Source organism: Streptomyces sp. NPDC048248, assembly GCF_043201875.1.
GTDB lineage: Bacteria > Actinomycetota > Actinomycetes > Streptomycetales > Streptomycetaceae > Streptomyces.
This window is the reverse complement of the sequence record NZ_JBICZL010000001.1, coordinates 364,918-384,927: the sequence shown is the minus strand read 5'-3', so window position 1 is coordinate 384,927 and position 20,010 is coordinate 364,918. Positions and strand designations below refer to the sequence as shown.

Annotated in this window: 18 protein-coding genes and 1 pseudogene; 9 read left to right on the top strand and 10 right to left on the bottom strand. The window is 70.3% G+C overall.

Features of this window, described 5'->3' with window-relative positions; translation table 11 throughout:
* Positions 1-7: 7 nt before the first annotated feature.
* A complete protein-coding gene (locus tag ACGFZW_RS01870) occupies positions 8-925 on the bottom strand; it encodes a LysR family transcriptional regulator (protein ID WP_393890999.1) in 918 nt (305 codons plus the stop codon).
* A 101-nt stretch (positions 926-1,026) separates the two neighbouring features.
* On the bottom strand, positions 1,027-2,445 hold the full coding sequence (gene dctA / locus ACGFZW_RS01865; protein ID WP_393890998.1) for a C4-dicarboxylate transporter DctA: 1,419 nt from the start codon (positions 2,443-2,445) through the stop codon (positions 1,027-1,029).
* Between the two features lie 331 nt (positions 2,446-2,776).
* Between dctA and ACGFZW_RS01860 the strand changes: the two are divergent.
* The 4 genes and pseudogenes from ACGFZW_RS01860 to ACGFZW_RS01845 form a co-directional block, all read left to right on the top strand.
* Positions 2,777-3,249, top strand: a pseudogene (locus ACGFZW_RS01860) (iron chelate uptake ABC transporter family permease subunit); the annotation flags it as partial.
* 89 nt (positions 3,250-3,338) lie between these two features.
* Positions 3,339-4,052, top strand: a complete 714-nt coding sequence (locus tag ACGFZW_RS01855) for a DUF2470 domain-containing protein (RefSeq protein ID WP_393890997.1) — start codon at positions 3,339-3,341, stop codon at positions 4,050-4,052.
* A 410-nt stretch (positions 4,053-4,462) separates the two neighbouring features.
* Positions 4,463-5,089 (top strand): hypothetical protein, encoded by a 627-nt coding sequence (locus ACGFZW_RS01850; RefSeq protein WP_393890996.1) that lies wholly within the window; start codon positions 4,463-4,465, stop codon positions 5,087-5,089.
* Positions 5,090-5,215: 126 nt separating this feature from the next.
* A complete protein-coding gene (locus ACGFZW_RS01845; RefSeq protein WP_393890995.1) occupies positions 5,216-6,112 on the top strand; it encodes a hypothetical protein in 897 nt (298 codons plus the stop codon).
* Here the strand turns inward: ACGFZW_RS01845 and ACGFZW_RS01840 are convergent.
* The gene (locus ACGFZW_RS01840) at positions 6,099-6,701 is read right to left on the bottom strand and encodes a hypothetical protein (protein ID WP_393891280.1); all 603 of its coding nucleotides are present in this window, start codon (positions 6,699-6,701) and stop codon (positions 6,099-6,101) included. The two genes, ACGFZW_RS01845 and ACGFZW_RS01840, sit on opposite strands and share 14 nt — an antisense overlap.
* A gap of 392 nt (positions 6,702-7,093) precedes the next feature.
* On the opposite strand from ACGFZW_RS01840, the gene rox reads away from it, so the two are divergent.
* Positions 7,094-8,521 (top strand): rifampin monooxygenase, encoded by a 1,428-nt coding sequence (rox, locus tag ACGFZW_RS01835; protein WP_393890994.1) that lies wholly within the window; start codon positions 7,094-7,096, stop codon positions 8,519-8,521.
* A gap of 104 nt (positions 8,522-8,625) precedes the next feature.
* A complete protein-coding gene (locus tag ACGFZW_RS01830; RefSeq protein ID WP_393890993.1) occupies positions 8,626-10,206 on the top strand; it encodes a TIGR03086 family metal-binding protein in 1,581 nt (526 codons plus the stop codon).
* A 157-nt stretch (positions 10,207-10,363) separates the two neighbouring features.
* Here the strand turns inward: ACGFZW_RS01830 and ACGFZW_RS01825 are convergent, their stop codons facing one another.
* The 3 genes from ACGFZW_RS01825 to ACGFZW_RS01815 all read right to left on the bottom strand — a co-directional run bounded on the left by ACGFZW_RS01825 (position 10,364) and on the right by ACGFZW_RS01815 (position 13,563).
* Positions 10,364-11,614, bottom strand: coding sequence for a cation:proton antiporter (locus tag ACGFZW_RS01825; protein ID WP_393890992.1), 1,251 nt, complete (start codon positions 11,612-11,614; stop codon positions 10,364-10,366).
* 5 nt (positions 11,615-11,619) lie between these two features.
* Positions 11,620-12,105, bottom strand: coding sequence for a cation:proton antiporter regulatory subunit (locus ACGFZW_RS01820; protein WP_393890991.1), 486 nt, complete (start codon positions 12,103-12,105; stop codon positions 11,620-11,622).
* A gap of 195 nt (positions 12,106-12,300) precedes the next feature.
* Entirely contained in the window at positions 12,301-13,563 is a 1,263-nt protein-coding gene (locus ACGFZW_RS01815; protein ID WP_393891279.1) for a mannosyltransferase family protein, read from the bottom strand.
* Positions 13,564-13,699: 136 nt separating this feature from the next.
* Here ACGFZW_RS01815 and ACGFZW_RS01810 point away from each other — a divergent pair, with 136 nt between their 5' ends.
* Positions 13,700-14,023, top strand: a complete 324-nt coding sequence (locus tag ACGFZW_RS01810) for a hypothetical protein (protein WP_393890990.1) — start codon at positions 13,700-13,702, stop codon at positions 14,021-14,023.
* 54 nt (positions 14,024-14,077) lie between these two features.
* Here ACGFZW_RS01810 and ACGFZW_RS01805 read toward each other — a convergent pair whose 3' ends face one another.
* On the bottom strand, positions 14,078-14,575 hold the full coding sequence (locus tag ACGFZW_RS01805) for a SigE family RNA polymerase sigma factor (protein WP_393891278.1): 498 nt from the start codon (positions 14,573-14,575) through the stop codon (positions 14,078-14,080).
* A gap of 367 nt (positions 14,576-14,942) precedes the next feature.
* Between ACGFZW_RS01805 and ACGFZW_RS01800 the strand changes: the two genes are divergently transcribed.
* Entirely contained in the window at positions 14,943-15,419 is a 477-nt protein-coding gene (locus ACGFZW_RS01800; protein ID WP_393890989.1) for a GNAT family N-acetyltransferase, read from the top strand.
* A 75-nt stretch (positions 15,420-15,494) separates the two neighbouring features.
* Here ACGFZW_RS01800 and ACGFZW_RS01795 read toward each other — a convergent pair whose 3' ends face one another.
* The 3 genes from ACGFZW_RS01795 to ACGFZW_RS01785 all read right to left on the bottom strand — a co-directional run bounded on the left by ACGFZW_RS01795 (position 15,495) and on the right by ACGFZW_RS01785 (position 19,176).
* Positions 15,495-16,232, bottom strand: a complete 738-nt coding sequence (locus tag ACGFZW_RS01795) for an SOS response-associated peptidase (RefSeq protein ID WP_393890988.1) — start codon at positions 16,230-16,232, stop codon at positions 15,495-15,497.
* 165 nt (positions 16,233-16,397) lie between these two features.
* Positions 16,398-16,733 carry a hypothetical protein gene (locus tag ACGFZW_RS01790; RefSeq protein WP_393890987.1) on the bottom strand — a complete coding sequence of 112 codons (336 nt, stop codon included), beginning with the start codon at positions 16,731-16,733 and terminating at the stop codon, positions 16,398-16,400.
* Positions 16,734-16,932: 199 nt separating this feature from the next.
* The gene (locus ACGFZW_RS01785) at positions 16,933-19,176 is read right to left on the bottom strand and encodes an FUSC family protein (protein ID WP_393890986.1); all 2,244 of its coding nucleotides are present in this window, start codon (positions 19,174-19,176) and stop codon (positions 16,933-16,935) included.
* Between the two features lie 342 nt (positions 19,177-19,518).
* On the opposite strand from ACGFZW_RS01785, the gene ACGFZW_RS01780 reads away from it, so the two are divergent.
* Complete coding sequence (locus ACGFZW_RS01780) at positions 19,519-19,965, top strand: PaaI family thioesterase (RefSeq protein ID WP_393890985.1); 447 nt, start codon at positions 19,519-19,521, stop codon at positions 19,963-19,965.
* Positions 19,966-20,010 lie beyond the last annotated feature (45 nt).

The following is a 20,010-nucleotide window of genomic DNA, read 5'->3' as shown; positions in this document are numbered from 1 at the left end:
CGGCAGGTCAGGAAGTGTTCCTGGCCCGGCTTTCGGCGCTGCGCTGCCTGGCCAGGGAGCGGGTCAGGTCAAGGAAGGAACGGGCAGCGGGGGCCAGGTGCGCGGGCAGGCTGATCATGGCGACGTGCAGATGTGCCGTGGGCTCGATGGGCGCGACGGCGGCTCCGCACCGGTGTGCCAGCCGCGTCCAGGACGCCGGGAGTACGGCGATCCCCACGCCGGTCATCACGAGGGGCAGGATGGAAGTGCGGTGGTCGACGATGGCGACGATGTCGGTGTCCGTGCCGGCTGCGGTGATGTCGTCGACGATGGTGCGCATCAGGCTCCCGGGGCGGGAGGCGATGAGTTTGTGCCCCGCGAGATCCTCCGGGCGCAGAGCGACCCCGTCCTGGATGTCGCCACCGGGCGCGGAGACCACGACGAAGGGCTGGGCCTCGATGGACAGGACATCGATCCCGGGGGCGTCGACCGGGGTGGCCGCCCCCAGCAGCCCGAGTTCGCAGGCGCCACTTCGGACCAGGGCGACGACCTCTTCCGGTGTGAAGGCGGCCCGGGTGCTGACCGTCAGCGAAGGGTGCAGTTCGGCGAAGCGCTGGATCAGGGTCGTCAGAGGCTCGATGCCGGGTGAGGGCATCACGGCGACCTCGACACTTCCGCCGTGCAGGCCGGACATCGCTGCCGCCTTCTCCCGTACGGCGTTCAGATCGCGCAGCACACGTCGGCTGGGTTCCAGGAGTTCGGTCCCGGCCTCGCTGAGCACCACACCGCGGCCCAGCCGGTGGAAGAGGGGGACGCCGAGGTCGGACTCCAGGTTCGCCATCGCCTGTGAGAGCGACGGCTGAGCGACGTGAAGAGCGGCTGCCGCCTTGCTGAAGCCGCCGTGCTCCACGATGGCGAGGAAGTATTCGAGCTGCCGGGCGTCCATGGCGCCTCCCGAACCGCGAGGAGAAAATAGATAGCCGCAGCCTATCGATGCAGGCTGCGGCAGTGGAACCGGGTACGGCCGCAGCCGTACCCGAGACACCGTCAGGCGCGGGGCGAGGCCGCCTCCGAGGTCGAGTGGCGAGCGGACTCCTCGGTGTCCGCCACCGGCGAGGAGCGCACAGGACTTTCCGCTGCGTGTGTCGCGGGCGCCGCTGCGGTGACATGGCCTGCCAGCACCTGCCGAGCGCGCGCGAGGTCGACGCCGTTCTCCCACTTGGCGATGACGAGCGTCGCCACGGCGTTGCCGTAGAAGTTGACCAGGGCGCGGCACTCGGACATGAACTTGTCGATGCCGAAGATGAGCATGATGCCCGCGGCCGGGACATGGCCGACGGTCGACAGGGTGGCGGTCAGTGCGATGAAGCCGCCGCCCGCGACTCCGGCCGCCCCCTTGGAGGTGAGCAGCATGACGGCGAGCAGTCCGAGCTGCTGTCCCACCGAGAGCGCGGTGTCGGTGGCCTGGGCGATGTAGAGGGTGGCGAGGGACAGGTAGATGGCGGCGCCGTCGAGATTGAAGCTGTAGCCGGTCGGCACCACGAGACCCACCGTCGAGCGCTCCACTCCCATGAACTGGAGCTTGCGCATCAGGCCGGGCAGGGCGGGTTCGGCCGTCGAGGTGCCCAGCACCAGGAAGAACTCCTCCTTGAAGTAGCGGAAGAGCTGGAAGATGTTCAGCTTCACGTAGGCGGCCAGTACCGACCCGAGTACCACGACGACGAAGAGAACCGACGTGACGTAGAACAGCAGGATCAAGGAGCCCAGGCTCGTCAGGGTGGACAGGCCGAACTTCCCGATGGCGTAGGCCATCGCGCCGAAGGCTCCCAGCGGAGCCGCCTTCATCACGAAGGACAGCACCTTGAACACCACTTCGGTCAGACGATTGACGCCGGCGATGAGCGGTTCACCGATCCTGCCGACCGACTTGATGGCGATGCCGAAGATCACCGCGAGGAAGATGACCTGAAGGATGTCGCCCTCGACGAAGGCACCGAAGAAGCTGTGGGGCACCAGGTTGGTGAGGAACTCCCACCACTGCTGGTGCTCGCCCTTCTCGATGTACTGGCCCACGTCACCGGAGGTTGCCAGCCGGGAGGTATCCGCGTGGACCCCGTCACCGAGACGGAAGACATTGATGGCGACCAGGCCGGTGGCCAGGGCCGCGATCGTGCCCACCTGAAAGTAGGTGAGGGCCTTCAGACCGGTGAGCCCGACCTTCTTCAGGTCGGCCACTCCGGCGATACCGCCGATGATGGTCAGAAAGACGATCGGCCCGATCAGCATCTTCATCGCGGCGATGAAGGTCGTACCGATCGGCTCCATCGAGGTGGCCAGATCAGGCCACCGCCACCCCAGCACGATGCCGACGACGATCGCGGCCAACACCTGGATGTACAACTGCCCGTACCAGGGCTTCGCCTTCGTCGCTGCGCTCGTCGCGGCGTCGTGCGGGGTGTGCGTCATTGCAACCTCCATCCGGGGGGAGTGGTCCCGCCTGCACGCGCTGCGGGCACGGCGAAGCTGCCGTGCTGCGCGGTACCTTCGCGGATGCCGGCTCGGCGGAGACCGTGCGACGCCGAGCCCGTTCGACGTCCCACTCACTAGCAGGACAGTGAAGCCGGTCACACGACATGGGGTCCACGACCAAAAATCGATGCCCCGCATAGGACTCGCCTATGGAAGGTGCCGCCAGGCTCCGGCGGATCGCCGACGTACTCGGCTGCCGCGAGGTCACCAGCACGGGCGGAAGGGGAGGCGGTTCGTCATCGCCCAGGGCGCCGGCCTGCGACGGAGCGCCCGCCCCCTGTCCGCACTCGGCCTGGGCGACGACAGCGCCCGCTCTTTGAGTCATCGCCCCGGCCTGGTCCGCGTGGTCGTCGCGGCGGTCGTCTCGCTGCTGTCCGGCTGCGCGGTCGCGGGTGGCCGGCCCCATCGCCTTCCTCGGGCTGCTCGCCCCCTATGTCGCACGGACACTGGCCGGGGCACACATGACGGCCCAACTCGCCCTCTCCGCGGTCCTCGAACTCGTCCGCGAAGTCGTCGCGAGCGGCCGCACGGTCGTCATGGTCCAGCACGACCTGGCCGCAGCTGCCCGCTACTCCGACACCGTGATCGCCATGAAGGACGGCCGCATCATCGCCCAAGCCCCCCGCACGACACCGTTGACGAGGCTCTGCTCAAGGAGCTCTACGCCCTGGACGCCGACATTCTCCGTGACCCTGCGACGCCTCGCCGGTGGTCGTCCCGCGCGCCCGCACGGTGATCTGACGCCGCGCCGTACCGATGGCACGACGGGCTGGCCCTCACGGCGTCAGGCCAGTAAGGTAAGGCTTACCTAATGAAGGGGAGCGCTTCTGATGAAGGTGAGCCGTCGCACGGAACCCACCACCGCGGAGCGTGCCCGCTCGATACTGGCGGCGGCTTCTTCGCTCACGGTCACCACGGAGGGCGGGCGCAACAAGCTGGTCGACGCGCACACGGTGCAGTCCTCGGGCCTGCTGACGCTGGATGAACCCCGGGCGAGCCACTGGCGATCCGATCTCGCGCAAGCGTCCCGGGGGGAGCTCGCAGCGGACCTGGAGTTCACCGATGTCGCACCGATTGCCGTCCGCCGGCGTGTTCGTGCGCGGCTGACGCTGCGGGGACACCTCGCCGCACGCGGACCTGCCGGCAGTTGGCAATTTCGACCCTTTCGCGGCGCACTCGCCCTGGGCGGCGACATCACGCGCATCGATCCGGAAGAGCTGGCCGCTGCCAAGCCCGATCCGCTGGCGCCGTATGAGGCGGACCTGCTCGCCCACCTGGACGCGGCGCGCACCGACACCGCGACACGGCTGGCAGCCCTGCTCCCCGCCGGACTCCTTCTCGGCGTCACCCGGATCCGTCCGGTGCGACTCGACCGCTACGGCCTGGTGCTGCGGCTCGAACACACCCGCGGGGGAACCGATGCCCGACTGCCCTTCTCGGCGCCGGTGAGCCATTGCGGCCAGGTGAGGCGGGAGCTCCGCGCCCTGCTCGCGCGCGCCGCCGCCCCGGGCCGCCCCGGCCGGCGGCTCCGCGCATGCTCATGACTGCGCGCCCCGGCCGGTCGCCCGCGACGCGGGCCCACGCCGCACTCACCGGACAGGTGGCGGCGATCATCGCCGCCACTCCGGCTGCGATCGCCCTCTACACGCCTCCCTCACCTCCCCACCCCGAACCGGATCGGCAGGGCGACCCGCGCCGACGGTCCGCGGGTGAGGAGGCGGAGTCCGCCGCCGACGAACCCAGGGCCCCAGCCGGTCCCTCCGGTGGCGCGGAAGGGGAGTGGCGCAGAGCCGGTGGTCCCGGCGAGCGGGAAGCGCGGGACCGTGCGGGCGACCGCGGTCGTCCATGACGGCGGCGGCGGTCCGTTCAACTGCCCGTCGACATGCGGCCAATGGCACCGGCTCGTTCCCGAAAAGCACCATCGTCCGCAGCGCGGCTGGTCCAGAATCGAGGCATGGACGTCCCCGAGCTGTTGGAAGCCGCGTCCCTCCTGGTTCCCGAGGAGAGCGCCACCGAGAACGACATCACGGTGAGCGACGTCTGGGAGTACCTCACCCAGGACGAGTGGGAAGTGGCACTCGGGCTGCTGGAGGAACTCGGAGACGTCGAGCCGCTTCCGCTCAGCTTCTGGGAGAACCTGGCCACCGCCGCCGGACAAATGCAGCTGAAGAAGAGTGCGGCCTGGTGCCGTTGGCGCTGCTACGAGGCCCGTTGCGGCGTCATTCGAGCTGACCTCACCCTCCGCCCCGCCGCCGAGGCCCGACGACAGACGCCCCTTGCCGGCGCCGGCGTCCTGCGACCGATGTGGGACATCGGAAACCGGACGTCCACCGGCGCACCGGCTCTCGACATCGGCGCGCTCCGGGTGGAGTTCATCCCTGCCCTGGAGCCCGGCGAGCGCGCCTCGGTGCGCCTTGCCCCCCACGATCCTTCGCAATGGCAGCACCTGCAGGTCGGCCAAGTGATCACCATGCACGAGGACCGTTCCGTGGCCGGAACAGCGGTCGTCCTCGAGATTCAGCGACCTGCGCCCAGTGCCGCGGCACAACTGCGGGGCAGTTCTCTCCGCCACCCGCCGTGACCGATGCCGGGCATTGTTCACGGCCGCGGAACGGGTGGCAGAACAATCCGTGCCGCGTTGAACTGGACCCACGGTGCCGCCCGGCCCGCGAGGATGAACGGGTCACCACACGGAGAGAGGTCTTTGATGTTCAAGAGGGGGAGCGTCGCCGTGGTGGCCGCCGGCCTTGTACTGGCCGTCGGCGGCTGCGGGGGAGGGTCGGACGAGAAGGCCGGCGCGTCGGACAAGGAGCCGGCCGAGCCGGCGCGGACACGGCCGCCGTCCGCGGAACTGGTGGAGTGGGCAGGGGACATCTGCGCGTCGGCCACCGTGCTGAAGAACGTCCGGACGGAGAGCGCAGCGGACCTGAAGGAGATCCGCAACCCGGACGAGGTCGGCCCCTCCGCCGAACAGCTCGCCGTCGGCTACATTGCCCGCACACCGCTGTCGGTGGATGACGTGGAACGCGACCTGAAGGACCTCGATGCGTCGGGTGTGCCCGCTGCCGACCGCATGCTCCACGCCTGGCTGAAGAAGCTGCACAAGGTCGTGTCCGAGCTCGACAAGGTGTCCCCGTCCGCTGCCTTCGACGACGCCGAGGGCAGTGCCGCGGGCGTCGACGAACTCGTCCAGTCCCTCACCCCGCCGAAGCCGGACCTGCCGGCGCTGACGAAGAAGGAGCCACAGCTCGCGGCCGCGTACAAGCGCGCAAGGCAATGTGCCCCGGGCTGGAAGCCCGCAGCGGAGACGGCCTCACCTGCGCCCGACCCCTCAGGCCCGTTGCCAGAGGCCGCGGACGGCAAGAACACCGGCGCCTGCGCGGACGGTGAGTGCGAGGTCCTGGTGACCTCGCCGGTGAGGATCACGGCGAACGGGCTGACCGTGAACGTCGCCGTGACGAACGAATCCGTCACCTTCCGGACGCCGGGCACAGTGATGCGGCTGGGCGGCTCGGGCGGTGTGGCCAAGTTCGGCGACGACCTCACCGTGACCGTCGTCGCGCAGAACGAGGACGGTGCCGTGCTGAAGTTCACCGCCCCCTGAGTCGCTGCCCCGCCCGGACCCCGCCCAACTCGCCAGCGCGCTTCGCACGCTTCCCGGTAGCCGAGTTGCGGTATGCGCTCCTTCCATACGGCGCGGGTGAGGACACAGCCGGTGCGGTCGCAGATGTATCGCGCGGCGTGGTCCGCGTCCAGGGTGTCCACACCCGGGCTGTCAGGTCGTAGCCGGCGGAGGCGAGGGAGCGGCCATCCGGGCTGAGCGCCACGGAGGTGACGGTGTCGAGGTGGCCCGTGAGCTCCCCGCCGAGCGGCTCGGCGTGGACCGGGTCGGCCACGTCCCACAGACGGACCGTGCTGTCGCACTGCCGGTCGCCGGCGTCTCCCCGCCCGGGGGCGAAGGCCACGTCGTTGACCGGCTCTTCGTGCCCGGTGAGGGGCTCACCGGCCGACCGTGCCCGCGCCGGATCGCGTACCTGCCACAGCCGTGCCGTGCCGTGCCGTGCCGTGCCGTGTCGTCCTCGCTGCCGCTGACCAGCGTGCGGCCGTCCGGCGCGAAGGCCACGGAGCTGATGGCGTCCATCCGGCCCGCCCGGCCCAGAGGGTCCGAGTGGCGCGTCAGGGACGGCGAGCATGTTCGTCTGCGTCGTACTGGCTCGCAAGCGCCGCACCTGGGTCCGCGTGGTGCTCGTCGTGTGCCTGGCCTTCATGGCGTTGCGCCGACCGACAAAAGAAAAAGGGCCGGGAGTTCGCCACTCCCTGCCACTCTCAACCTATAGCACGTAGGGGGTCTTGTGGCAAGGCCCCCTACGTGCTGCAGAATCGTCGGCCCAGGCCAGAATCTGCGCAAATACGTGACGAGCGAAGTCCGTGTCCTGTTGTCCCCAAGGGGGCGCGCGGGACGTCGAACCACGGGTGGGACTCGTGGTGCGACTGCGTTGCGGGGTTATGGGCGCGGGGGCGCTGGTAGGGGGCCGACGGATTCACGGGCGGCCGGCTGAATTCAGCTCGTTGACAAGGGATATTCATGATTGACGTGATCATTGCCGGCGGCGGTCCGACCGGCTTGATGCTGGCCGGCGAGCTGCGGCTGCACGGTGTGCACGTGGTCGTGCTGGAAAGGGAGACGGAGCCGACCCGGGTCGTGCGCTCGCTCGGCCTGCATGCGCGCAGCATCGAGGTGATGGACCAGCGAGGTCTGCTGGAGCGGTTCCTCGCGCTCGGCAAGCAGCACCCGGTCGGCAGCCTCTTCGCCGGTATCGCCAAGCCTGCGCCGGACCAGCTGGACACCGCGCATCCGTACATCCTCGGTATCCCGCAGCCCCTCACCGATCGGCTGCTGGCCGAGCACGCCGCCGAGGTCGGCGTCGAGATCCGGCGCGGCCGCGAACTGGTCGGGCTGAGTCAGGACGAGCACGGGGTGATCGCCGAGCTGGCCGACGGCACCGAGTTGCGCTCGCGCTACCTCGTCGGTTGTGACGGCGGCCGGAGCACGGTGCGCAAGCTGCTCGGCGTCGGCTTCCCCGGCGAGCCCGCCAGGATCGAGACGCTGCTGGGCGAGATGCAGGTGGCAGCGACCCCGGAGACGCTCACCGCCGTGATGGCCGAGGTCCGCAAGACCCAGATTCGCTTCGGTGCCATGCCCCTGGGGGAGGAGGTGTACCGCGTTGTCGTGCCTGCCGCGGGGGTGGCCGAGGACCGCTCGGTCCCGCCGACCTTCGAGGAGTTCAAGGAGCAGCTGCAGGTGACTGCCGGCACCGACTTCGGCGTGCACTCACCGCGTTGGCTGTCCCGTTTCGGCGACGCCACCCGGCAGGCCGAGCGTTACCGGGTCGGCCGTGTGCTGCTGGCCGGCGACGCGGCGCACATCCACCCGCCGGTCGGCGGCCAGGGGCTCAACCTCGGTGTCCAGGACGCGTTCAACCTCGGCTGGAAGCTGGCCGCCGAGATCGGCGGCTGGGCGCCGGAGGGGTTGCTGGACAGCTATCACACCGAACGGCACCCGGTGGCAGCCGACGTGCTGGAGAACACCCGCGCGCAAATGGAGTTGATGTCCACCGAGCCGGGCCCCCGGTCGGTGCGGCGTCTGCTGTCGGAACTGATGGACTTCGAGGGGGTGAACCGTCACCTCATCGAGAAGATCATCGCGATCGGGGTCCGCTACGACTTCGGTGAGGGGCACGAACTGCTCGGCCGACGACTGCGGGACGTGCAACTGAAACGCGGTCGCCTCTACGGGCTGATGCACGGCGGCCGCGGCCTGCTGCTCGACCAGACCGGCAGCCTCTCGGTTGCGGGCTGGGCGGACCGGGTCGACCACGTTGTCGATGCCAGTGAGGAACTGGACGTGCCCGCGGTGCTGCTGCGGCCGGATGGGCACGTGGCATGGGTCGGTGAGGACCAGCAGGATCTGCTCGGGTCGCTGCCCCAGTGGTTCGGCGCCGCCACCGCCTGAGCGGTTCACCTGACGCGCCGGAATCGCTCCGTCGGTTCGGCGCAGGTCAGGTGGGTGGCCGGGTGATTGACTCTCCCACCGTGGGAGAGTCGAGGGTGGGGCACATGTGCGTCCAGGACGAGGTGCTGTGGAGCATCGGTGAGGTTGCTCGGAAGACCGGGCTTTCGGTGAAGCTCATCCGGCACTGGTCCGAAATGGGGCTGGTGCCGCCGGCCGGGCGGACCGCGGCCGGATACCGCGTGTTCGCACCTGAGTCCCTGGCCAGACTGGAGCTGGCGCGGACCCTGCGGGACCTCGGGCTCGGACTCCAGGCGATCCGTGACGTTCTCGACCGCGAGCACACCTTGGCGGAGGTGGCCGCGGCTCACGCCGACGCGCTGGAGGAACAGATCCGCACGCTGCGCTCGCAGCAGGCGGTGCTGCGCTCCGTCACCCGCCGCGGAACCACTGCGGAAGGACTCGCCTTCATGAACCGAACTGCCCGCCTGACCGCGGTCGAACGCCGCACGATCATCCACGAGTTCGTGGCGGAGACGCTCGGGGACCTGGATGTACCGACCTACCGCCGCGGCCTGCTGGCCGCCACCCCCGAACTTCCCGATCACCCCACCGACGAGCAGGTCGATGCCTGGATCGAACTGAGCGAGCTGGTGACCGACACCGGTCTGCGCTCCGCAATGCGCCGCATGGCGCAGTACGCCGCCGAGCACGCCCCGGGCGAGCACGACGACGACGCGCTCCGGGCCGCGCAGCAGGTCACCGACGACTGGACGGAGCGGGTGCACGGAGCGATGCGTGAGGGTATCGCCCCGGATTCACCGGCGGCCGACGCGGTGGTTGCGGCCATCGTCGCGGTCTGGCTCCCCACACAGACACAGATCCGGACCCGTGACGAGGTGCACGCCGACGGCGGACCGGCACGGCGCCTGCTCCTGGAACAGCTCGAAGTCGCCTCCGATGTACGCGTCGAGCGTTACTGGCAGCTGCTGTGCTTCATCAACGGCGCTCCTGTGCGGCCGAGTTTGGCAGCGGCAGGCAACTGGTTGATGACTGCGCTGCGTACCAATCCCGAGCCCGGAGCCCGCAGCACGGAACTCGGCGCGCTGTACGACGCCGGGGCCGACGCCTGGGAACCGGAGGGCCTGCTGGACGCCTGCGAGCGCGTACTGCGCACGGTGGGCGGCCTCGTCTCCGTCGTGGACCCAGGCATGTTCGCCCGGCCGACGCCATGCGCCGACTGGGACGTTCGCACGCTGCTCGACCACCTGGTGTGGGAGAACCTGTTGTGGTCCGGCATGGCCAACGGCTCCCCGCCCTCCGACTTCGCCGCCGACCACCTCGGCGAGGACCACGTCGCGGCCTTCCACGCCGCCGCGCACAGCGCACTCACCGCCTTCCGCCGCCCGGGAATGCTCGAAGAGCGGTACGGCCCGGCCCCCGGTCGGCGTCTCGTCGAGCAACTGGTCATCGAGATGCTGGTCCACGGCTGGGACCTGGCCACGGCCATCGGACATCCGCGCGACCTCGTGCCGGACCTCGCGGAGGCCGCGCTCCCGGTGGTACAGCAGATCTACGGCAGCCTGCCCCGTACCGCAGGCGGCTCCTTCGCCCCGCCCCAGCCGGTTCGCTCCGACGCGACCGCACTCGACCGTCTGGCCGGCTGCCTCGGCCGAACGGTCACCTGAGCCCGACCACCTCGGGAATTCTCCTGGGTATCTCCTGCGCGGGGTTCGCCGCAGTCATGCCGGTCGTCCCCAAGTGGCCGGGCTCTTTGACGCCACCCGCGGCCGCATTGCCTGGGTCGCGTGTCACTCTTGCTGACGGCTGCTCAGGCGCCGTCGCTCACGACCGGCCGACGGAGCCGTCGTCCACCGGCTCCAGAGCCTCCTGCGTGGGCGCCTGGACCTGGCTCGATCGAACAGCGCGAGCCCGCCGGCGGCGCCCGGTGAGGTAGGAGGCAACCGGCTGGGTGTAGCGGGCGGTGAGCGGCCCGATGACGACCAGCACGAGCACGTAGGCGGTGGCCAGGGGTCCGAGGGCCGGTTCGATGCCGGCAGTGACGGCGAGGCCGGCGATGACGATGGAGAACTCGCCCCGGGCGACGAGTGTGCCGCCGGCCCGCCAGCGGCCCTTGACGGAGATTCCGGCTCGGCGCGCGGCCCAATAGCCGGTGGCGATCTTCGTCGCGGCCGTGACGAGCGCCAGGGCGAGGGCGGGCAGGATGACCGGCGGGATGCTGGCGGGATCGGTGTGCAGGCCGAAGAAGACGAAGAACACGGCGGCGAACAGGTCACGCAGCGGACTCAGGAGGTTGTGCGCGCCCTCGGCGACCTCCCCGGACAAGGCGATGCCGACCAGGAACGCGCCCACGGCGGCGGAGACCTGAAGCTGCTGAGCGATGCCGGCGACCAGCAGGGTCAGTCCGAGCACGACCAGGAGGAGCTTCTCGGGGTCGTCGCTGGAGACGAAGCGGGAGATGACCCGGCCGAAACGCACAGCGAGGAAGAGGACCAGGCCCGCGACGCCAAGGGCGATGGCGAGGGTGAGGCTGCCTGCTGCCAGGCTCACCCCGGCCAGCAAGGCGGTGATGATGGGAAGGTAGACGGCCATGGCCAGGTCCTCCAGCACCAGCACGCTGAGGATGACCGGGGTCTCCCGGTTGCCGAGGCGGCCCAGATCGCCCATCACCTTGGCGATGACACCGGAGGAGGAGATCCAGGTGACGCCCGCCAGGACGACGGCTGCGACCGGACCCCAGCCCAGGAGCAGGGCCATCCCCGCGCCGGGCAGGGCGTTGAGGGTGAAGTCGACAAGGCCGGCCGGGTACTGGGTTTTCAGGTTGGAGACCAGGTCACTTGCCGTGTACTCAAGGCCGAGCATCAGCAGGAGCAGGATGACGCCGATCTCGGCACCGATGGCGACGAACTCCTCGCTCGCCCCCAGCGGCAGCAGCCCTCCCTCGCCGAAGGCGAGACCGGCGAGCAGGTAGAGGGGTATCGGGGAGAACTGGAAGCGTCCGGCGAACCGGCCCAGCAGCCCCAGCGCCAGGATGATCGCACCGAATTCGATCAGGAATATCGCGGAGGAGTGCACGCCGTTCACTCCCGGCCGAGGATCGTTGCAGCGGTCTCGACACCTTCACGAGTGCCGATCACGATGAGGGTGTCCCCACCGGCGAGGCGAAAGTCCGGTGCCGGTGACGGGATCGCCTCGGCGCGCCTGAGGACGGCCACGATGGACGCCCCGGTCTCCGTCCGCATCCGCGTCTCTCCCAGCACCCGCCCGTTCCAGTACGAGGTGGACGAGAGCTCGATCCGCTCCGCGACCAGCCCCAGGTCCGTCGTCGAGAGCAGGTTCGGGCTGTGGTGGGACGGCATCAGCGCGTCGATCAGCGCGGCGGCCTCCGACGCGCTGAGCTTCGCCGACAGGGCGCACTCGTCGGGGTCGTCCCTGTGGTAGGTGTTCAGCGTCCGGTTGCCGTCGCGGTGCGCAATCACCGACAGGCGACGGTGCTCACGGGTGGTCAGGTCGTAGCGGACCCCGATTCCCGGTAGCGGAGTGCTGCTCAGACGTGGAACGGGCATGGGAAACCCCCAAAGGTGTGCTGTCACGAACCAAAGGCGGGAACGCGAGTTCTGCCTCCAGCAGCCACCCTATCGACACGTAATTCACTGTGATTTGCGGTGAATTGTTCACCGCGGCGGCACATCACTTCAGTGGCGCGGCACGAGCCGGGCGGAGCCTGAAGGCCGCGCCCGGCCGCCGCCCTCGCACATCGGTCAGCCCGCCCAGCGCCCCGTCAGGAAGGTCAGGGCGAAGACGGTGCTCAACGGCGTGACCAGGCAGAGGTAGGCGGTCTTGATGCGGGGGCTGCGCAGGCTCCAGGCTGCCAGGGCGATCCACAGCGGCCACCACAGGAGGGCGGCGCGGGGGACCGAGGTGTACCAGTAGGACGTTCCCAGCGCCCAGAGGCTGAGGGCGACGTAGACGACCTCGGGCCAGCGGCGCTTGCGTGCCAGCACGATGAGCAGAACCAGGCCGGTGACCATGGCCGCGAGTTCCGCCTGGAACATGAAGGCGTACCCCGTGCTCTGGGCGTGGTCGAAGGCGTTGTGCCAGGTGTTGGCCCAGGCTTCCCACGGGGCGTGGAAGGTGCGGTACCAACCACGCTCCTGCGCGTGCTTCCAGGCCATCCAGTCACCGGTGTGGGCGTGCAGATACCAGCTGAAGAGGGCGAGGGGGAGCGCGGGCAGGGCCAGCCACGGCAGCCGGCGCAGATCCCGGGTGCTGCGGGCGGTGAGGAGGAAGTGGGTGACGAGTGCCGCGGCGAGGAACAGTCCGCTGACGCGTACGGCTGTGGCCGCAGCGGCCAGTGTCATGGCCAGGGGCCAGTTGCGGCGTTGAGCGGCGAGCCACGCGGGCAACGCAAGAGCCAGGAAGAGTGCCTCGGTGTAGCCGACGGCCAGAAAGACGGCGCACGGGGAGAGCAGGAAGAACAGGACGGTGCGCCGTCCTGCCCCGGTGTCGGGCAGGTGGTGTCGGGTGATGCGGGCCAGGGCCAGCACGGCGACCGCTCCGGAAAGGAGGGAGATCAGCAGTCCGGCCAACGTCCAGTGCGGCACGATGAGGTGGACCGCGCGCAGCACGAGCGGGAAGCCGGGGAAGAAGGCCTCCCGGTTGTCCCAGCCGGGCTGCCATGGCCCGGCCCGGCCGGGAAAGTAGCCGTCGCGGGCGACATTGAGGAAGTGGTCCCAGTCCCAGTGCTGAAAGGGCGCGAGCGGTGGGCCGGGGTCGTGGGCGGCGGGGTCGGAGGGGAACAGCAAGCGGGCGCAGTAGGCCGTGATCCAGATCGCTATTCGGGTCAGCAGATACAGCCACAGGATGTCGCGGTCGGCCGGGCTGAGGCGCCATGACGCCGGGCCGCGCACCTTCCAGCGCACTCGGCCGGTGTGTGGGGCAGGCCCAAGAAGACGCGGTAGGCGGCGGGGTGGCGCCGGAGGGTGGGGGGAGGTGTGGGGGCGCTCGCGCACCTCGAAGCGCATAGCGGGCATAACGGACTCCTGTGGGTGTGCGCAGGCACGCCGGATCGCCCGGTGACGGTCCGTCGGGGTGGGGGAGAGCGAGCTGGATCAGGGCGGCGACGTGGCCGTTCCTTGAGCAGTGCTGGAAGGCGGTGCCGTGGCCGTCCTCGATGCAGTGCTCGAAGGTGGTGCCGTACCCGTTCCCGGAGCGGCGTCCGAAGGAGAGACGCTGCCCGTGGACCCCGGGGTGGGCGACGTCGAGGAGCCGGGCTCGGTGGGTACGGGAGACGGCAACCGGTCGGGAGACGGCCTGGGAGTGACAGCCGGGCCCACAGGGGCTGACGATCCGGGGAGGAGCGCCACAGCGGCGACGCCGCCGCCGAAGGCCAGGCACGCCACGGTCACCAGCGCGCCGATGCGTCGCCGTCGCGCCCGCCGCCCGCGCGCGGCGATCCGGCTCACCGGCGCGGTCACGGCGTGATCCTGCCCGGTGCCGGCCGCTTGCCGGAACAGGGACCGCAACGGGTCCTGGAACTCAGACACCTGGCGCCTCCTCGATGCGCGGGTCGTGCAAGCGGTGAGCGAGTGCCTTGCGGCCACGGCTCAGATGCGTCTTGACCGTGCTCGACGACAGCCCCGTCTCGCCGGTGATCTGCTCGACGGTGAGATCGCACAGGTAGTGCAGGGTCAGCGTGCGGCGCTGCTGGACGGGTAGTTCACGCAGCGCCTCGACCAGCGCGACCTGCGCCGGTTCCGGCCCTTCGACGTGCGGCGGCGCACCACTGCGCCGCCACGCGTCGGCACTGCGGCGCACGTACCGCCACCGGCTCACCGCCAGTCGCCAGGCGACCGTGCGGATCCACGCCTCCGGCTGTCCGTCCCGGTCGAGCTGCCGACGCCGGCTCCAGCCCTTGACGAACGCCTCCTGCACCACGTCCTGCGCCTCATGAAGGTCGCCGAGCATCACGTACAGCTGTCCCGTGAGCCGCGCGACCGTCTGGGCGTAGAACTCCTCGAACTCCTCGACGGTCAACTGCCTCTCCCGGATCTCTCGCTTCACCTGCTATACGCCCCGCGGGAGGCATCCGGTCGACACGCAAGGCGAGGAAAATGCGTGAGCGTTGTCACGGAACGAAACCGTCCCGGCGTGCATCAGCGGGAGTGTTCGCTTCGAACTTCGAGGTGAGCGAAGCGCTTTACACCGCCACCCTCGGCCGGCTGGGAATCACCGTCGGATCGGGCCGACGGTGTCGCCGAGTACGGGGATCCGGAGCGCGACACACCCTCGCTGTCCCTTGAACGTGCCGAGAAGGAGCTCGGGTGCCGTCCTCGCCGCGAGACGGATTGGCATCGCCGGGTGGCCACATAACTCACTTGATCCACCGGCTTATCGTTCCTGCATGACGAGCGCACCCCGCCTGGAGAAGATCACCCCGGACAACCTCGACCTCGCTGTCGACCTGAGAGTCCGTCCGGACCAAGGGCACCTGGTGGCACCGGTCGTGAAGTCTCTGGCCGAGGCGTACGTCCATCCCGGCACAGCCTGGCCCCGCCTCATCCTTGACCAGGACCGGGCCGTCGGCTTCCTCATGGCCTTTTTCGACATCGACTGGGCCGGCGACGGCACGACCACCGACCTGCGCTCCGGCCTCTGGCGTCTCAACATCGCAGCCGGCGAACAGGGGCGGGGTTACGGCCGCTTCGCGGTCGAGTCCGTCGCAGCCGAGATCCGACGCCGAGGCGGCGGCCGTCTCACCACGACCTGGCATCCGGGCGAGGACGGCCCCGAGGGCTTCTACCTCGGGCTCGGGTTCCGGCCGACGGGCGAGACGAGTGGAAGCCAAATGGTCGGTGAGTTGAACCTGCGCCAGGAGTAGCGCCTTCGGACAGCCACTGGGCGGGCCCCGAGCCGTCGCGATTCTCGTAGCCGCTGATACTCGCGGCCAGAGCGATCACCCTGCGTCCGCGGCGTCCAGGAGGTGTTCGCCGTTGTTACGGACGTCGTTGACCGCTGTGGAGACGGCGCGGGCGTCGAGATGCCCGTGTGCGGGGGTGGTCAGGAGCGCACGTAGTTCGTCGGGGTCGTGATGGGTCGGGTCGAGCCACTCGTCGTAGTGGTCGGACGCGATGGCCAGGGGCATGCGCGGATGGATCCGGCCGGCGGCGTCCCGGGCCTCGGTGGTGATGATGGTGCACGACACGCACCAAGCGGCCGGATCGTCGTCCGCGGCGACCGCGGGGTCGCGCCAGAACTCGTACAGTCCCGCCATCGCCATGACCTGGCCGCTCTCGGGGCTGATGAAGTACGGCTGCTTGCGGGGCTTCGCCTTTCCTTCCGCGGGCAGCTGCTGCCACTCGTAGAAGCCGTCCGCGGGCAACAGGCAGCGTCGCTTGGCGAAGGCGCGACGGTAGGCCGGCTTCTCGTGGACCGTCTCCACCCGCGCATTGATCATCTTCGCGCCCACGCCGATGCTCTTCGCCCAGGAGGGCACCAGCCCCCAGCGCAGCGGCCTCAGCCGCCGCTCGATCTCGCCTGTCCCGCGGTCGGGTCGCTCCAGCACCGCCCATACGTTGTCGGTGGGGGCGACATTCCAGCTCGGAGCGAGGAGTTCTTCCGGGTTCCACCGGCTGACGTGGAAGAGGCCGGCCAGATCCTGTGGACTACGGGTGGCAACGTATCGACCGCACATGAATCCACCCTGCCACTGCGGAGGCGGAATGGTGGATCAGTCGGCGCCCGAAGTGCTTCGGCGTCGCGCAGGAGGCGGTTGCCCAGGCACGGCGCACCGTCTCCGTGCCAGGTATCTCGGCAGAGGGGCGCCGGGCCTCATGAGCGCGAGGCCGGTCCTTCGACATCAGCCCACAGCGTTCGCCGTCTCGTGGGCGTGCTTGAGGGCGGATCGCGCCGCGACGACGCCCCCCGGGCACGCAGCCCAGTAGTCGTGGCACGACACCGTGACCACCAGGTCCAGCTGCCGGGCTCGTAGTGCTGCGACCTCGGCCTTTTCCTCCGCCGAGTAGCCGGGGGAGTCCGCGCGCAGGCCGGGACGCCAGAAATCGGCGCCGTGGCCGGCCAATGGTTCGGCCGACCAGGGAAGCTGCTCGTACAACGCGTGCAGGTCGGCCTGGACCTGGTGCAGCTCCTGTTGGGCATCCAGCAGATCCTGAGGGAAATCGAAGGTGTCGGGCACACCCGGAGAATGCGCTCACCCGTTCGAGTTCGGCGGATTGCGCCCCGCGCGTCGGACCGGCTTCACCCGTCCAGCCGTTGAACGCGGTGGGTGCGGCAGCTCTGCCGCGATCGCTGGTGCGACGCGTCAGCTGCTCCCGTCCACCACGGAAGGCATGACAATTGCTGATGACCGGCTGTCCCGCTCGGCGGCGGGTGCGTCACAGCTCCTGGTGGATGCGGTTCAGGTCGGCGGTGAGCGCATCGAGCCAGATGACCGAGTCGATGAGGAGCGCGGCGGCGACCGCACGCGGGTCGTGGTCCGAGCCGTCACGCGGAATGGGTGGGGCGACTTCCAACAGGCCCCGGATGTCGAGGTGTTGGGGGCGTTCGTGTGGTGAGCCCTGGTGTCTGCGCAGGTGCTGGGCCAGGGCGCGGTAGTCGGCTGCCGTGTTGCCGGCCGCGTGCCGTAGCCAGGTGCCGACCTCGTGATGGGTGATCCTTCCCGGGCGGCCGGGCAGCAGACGCTCGCCGCGCCGGGCGTCCGCCGCGGCGACCAGGACCGCCGGCCAGTCCGGCTGCCCGGCCACGTCGTGCCTCGGCTCGCATTGGTACTGGGCCAGGCTCTCCCGAGCGAGGCCCAGGGCGCGATTGACCATGAGGACGGTGGTGTCGGGCGTCCCGACGACGTCACTGTGCTCGACGACCCGCGTGGTGGTCTGTCCGATGGCGTCGGCGATGGCCGAACACAGGGCCGCCATGCTTCTGCGCACCTCGCTCCCCGCGCCCCGTGGCCAGGCCAGCAGGCCGCAGGTCAGTCCGATGACGCTGCCGACCAGAACGTCCAAAAGCCGTACCGGGGCGAGCTGCCAGGTGACGGGGGCGACCTGCGCGAACAGCGTCGCCACGACCAGGGTGAATCCGCCCTGTGCCCAGGCCAGCCCGCGCAGCGGCCCCGCGGTGAAGGCCGTCAGCATCACGACCGGAAGCACCAGCGCGTACACCGTGATCCGGTCGTGGACCAGTGCCAGCAGCCCGCCGGCCAGCACCGCGCCGACCAGCGTCCCGATGAGCGCCTGCCGGACCGCGGACCAGGTCTCCAGGCTGGTCGTACGGGTGAGCGTGAGCGTGGCGAGCAGCACCCAGAAGCCGTGCTGGAGGTCGAGGAGCCCCGCGATCGCACGGGCCGCGGCCAGGCCCAGCGCGAACCGGCAGGCGTTCTGGAAGATCACCGAGCGGGGGGTGAGATGGGCGCTGAGCCGATGCCACCACAGTTCGAGGACGTGTGTCCGCGCATAGGTGAAGGCGTGCCCGGCAGGGTTCCGGTCCACGGAACGGTCACCGAGCAACAGCCGGGTGGCCAGGGCGAGGACGACGGCGCTGTCGGCGGCCTGCACCACCAGTGACCTGCGGCGTAGATAGGCCAGCCGGTCGTCGGAATTCAGCCGCACCAGGGTGTCCACGGCCCGGTGGGTGCGGGCCGGAGCCAGCAGGCTCTGCAGGGCCGCGGTGGACGGCCCTTCTCCGGGCTCCAGACGCTTCCCCTCCCGTAGCGCCCCGGCCGTCTCGCGCGCGGTGGCACTGATGCCCTGGAGCAGTGCCACCGTCTCCGGTCGGTAGGTGTGCGGACCGGCCGAGGCGTGCAGGGCCTCCAGCCGGGCCAGCAGGGTGCGGGCCGTCTCGGCGGCATGACCCATGGCCTTGTGACGGAGGCCGGGGGAGGCGGGCCGATCGGCCGGGGGGACCTGGGACGGGCGCAGCGCGTCTCCGGCCGCGTGTGCGCGAGCGAGCTCCGCCATGGGGGCGGGCCCGCCGTGGCGATCGGCCAGCACTGCGGCGGCGTCGGCCGCGTCGGCCAGCAGCCCGCGGTAGGGCGGAGTGTCCGGCTCCGGCAGCACGAAGCGCTGGGCCAACGCGAGCAGTGCCGCGCCCAGCAGGAAGCCGGACAGCCGCTGGCCCAGGGCATCCGGGGCGTAGGGCGGGAAGCACGGCAGGATGTAGAGCAATTGCATCCCAGGCGCTGCACCGGCGATCCGCGGCCCCGTGGTGCCGGCGTAGGCGACCATGAACCCGATGACGAGCATGCCCAGGACGGCTGCCCAGGTCTGTACGGCGAGCAGCGTGCCCAGCGTGATGAGTGCGAGCCCCGCGGGTAGTGCGGTGAGTGTGGTTGCCGTGCGCTGCCGCCCGGAGCCCGGGATGCGGGCAAGTACACCGAGCGATACGACGGTGAAGGTGGCGTACACGGACATGACGGTCCGGTCGAAGCCGTAGCGGCAGAGGTAGAAGGCGATGCAGGCGGCGGCCGTCACGCGGACCGCGGTGCCGACGACCGTGCGCTGCCCCCGCAGGCCCTGCCTGCCGTGCTTCAGCACGTAGCGCAGCCTGCGCTGTGCCGCCCGCACCGGCCCGCCGGCCGCATGCCGCGAGCCGGAGCGCGGGGGCTGTCCCTGCTGCGGGCTCACCCTTCCACTATTGGCCAGCTGCTCGGGGTCCGCACCGCGTCGTCACCGGCCGCTGCCTGTCGCGCAGCAGCAGGAGTCTGCCGGGGAGGCACGACGCCGACGGCTGCGGCAGAGGCGCTGCCCGCAGAGCGCCCGTACCGCCGGTGACTGTGTCGGCCTCCAGGGCCCCACCCGGCTCGGCTGCGAGAACACGGCGTGCGCGCGGGAGTCCTCGTCGAGGAGAACGACGGTCCGCGCCCTTCGGTGGCGTTCGGGTGAGTCGTGGTCCCACCCGGCATCCGACACGGCGCGAGGAGGAAGACAGGGGACGGCAGTGGAAACCTCGACCTTGAGGACGGTGTGGTGAGCGGACGGTCCGGGCCGTTTTGGGAGGGCGCGGAGGGGCGCGCGCCGCTGCCTCGGGCGGCGGCCACTCTGGGGCTGGAATTCCTCGACGCGGACGTCGAGAACGGCACCATCGAGCTGGCCTTCACCGCGACCGAGGACTTCACCAACCCGGCGGGCAACGTACTGGGCGCCTTCCTCGCCGCAATGCTCTATGACACCGTCGGCCCCGCCCTCCTCGCGACCCTCGCACCGGACCGGTTCCAGTCCACCCTGGAACTCCACACCCACTTCCTGAGACCCGTCCGCCCCGGCCGGATCCTCGGAAAGGGGCGCGTGGTGCACCGGGTCGACGACATCGCCTTCCTGGAAGCCACCCTCACCACCCCCGACGGGATGACCATCGCGACCGCCGGAGCCACCGCCCGTGTCATCCCCCTCGACCAGGCACCGACCTCGGCGTGATGCCCGCGGCGATCGGACGCGCCGCTGGGCCCCGAAGCTCTGTTC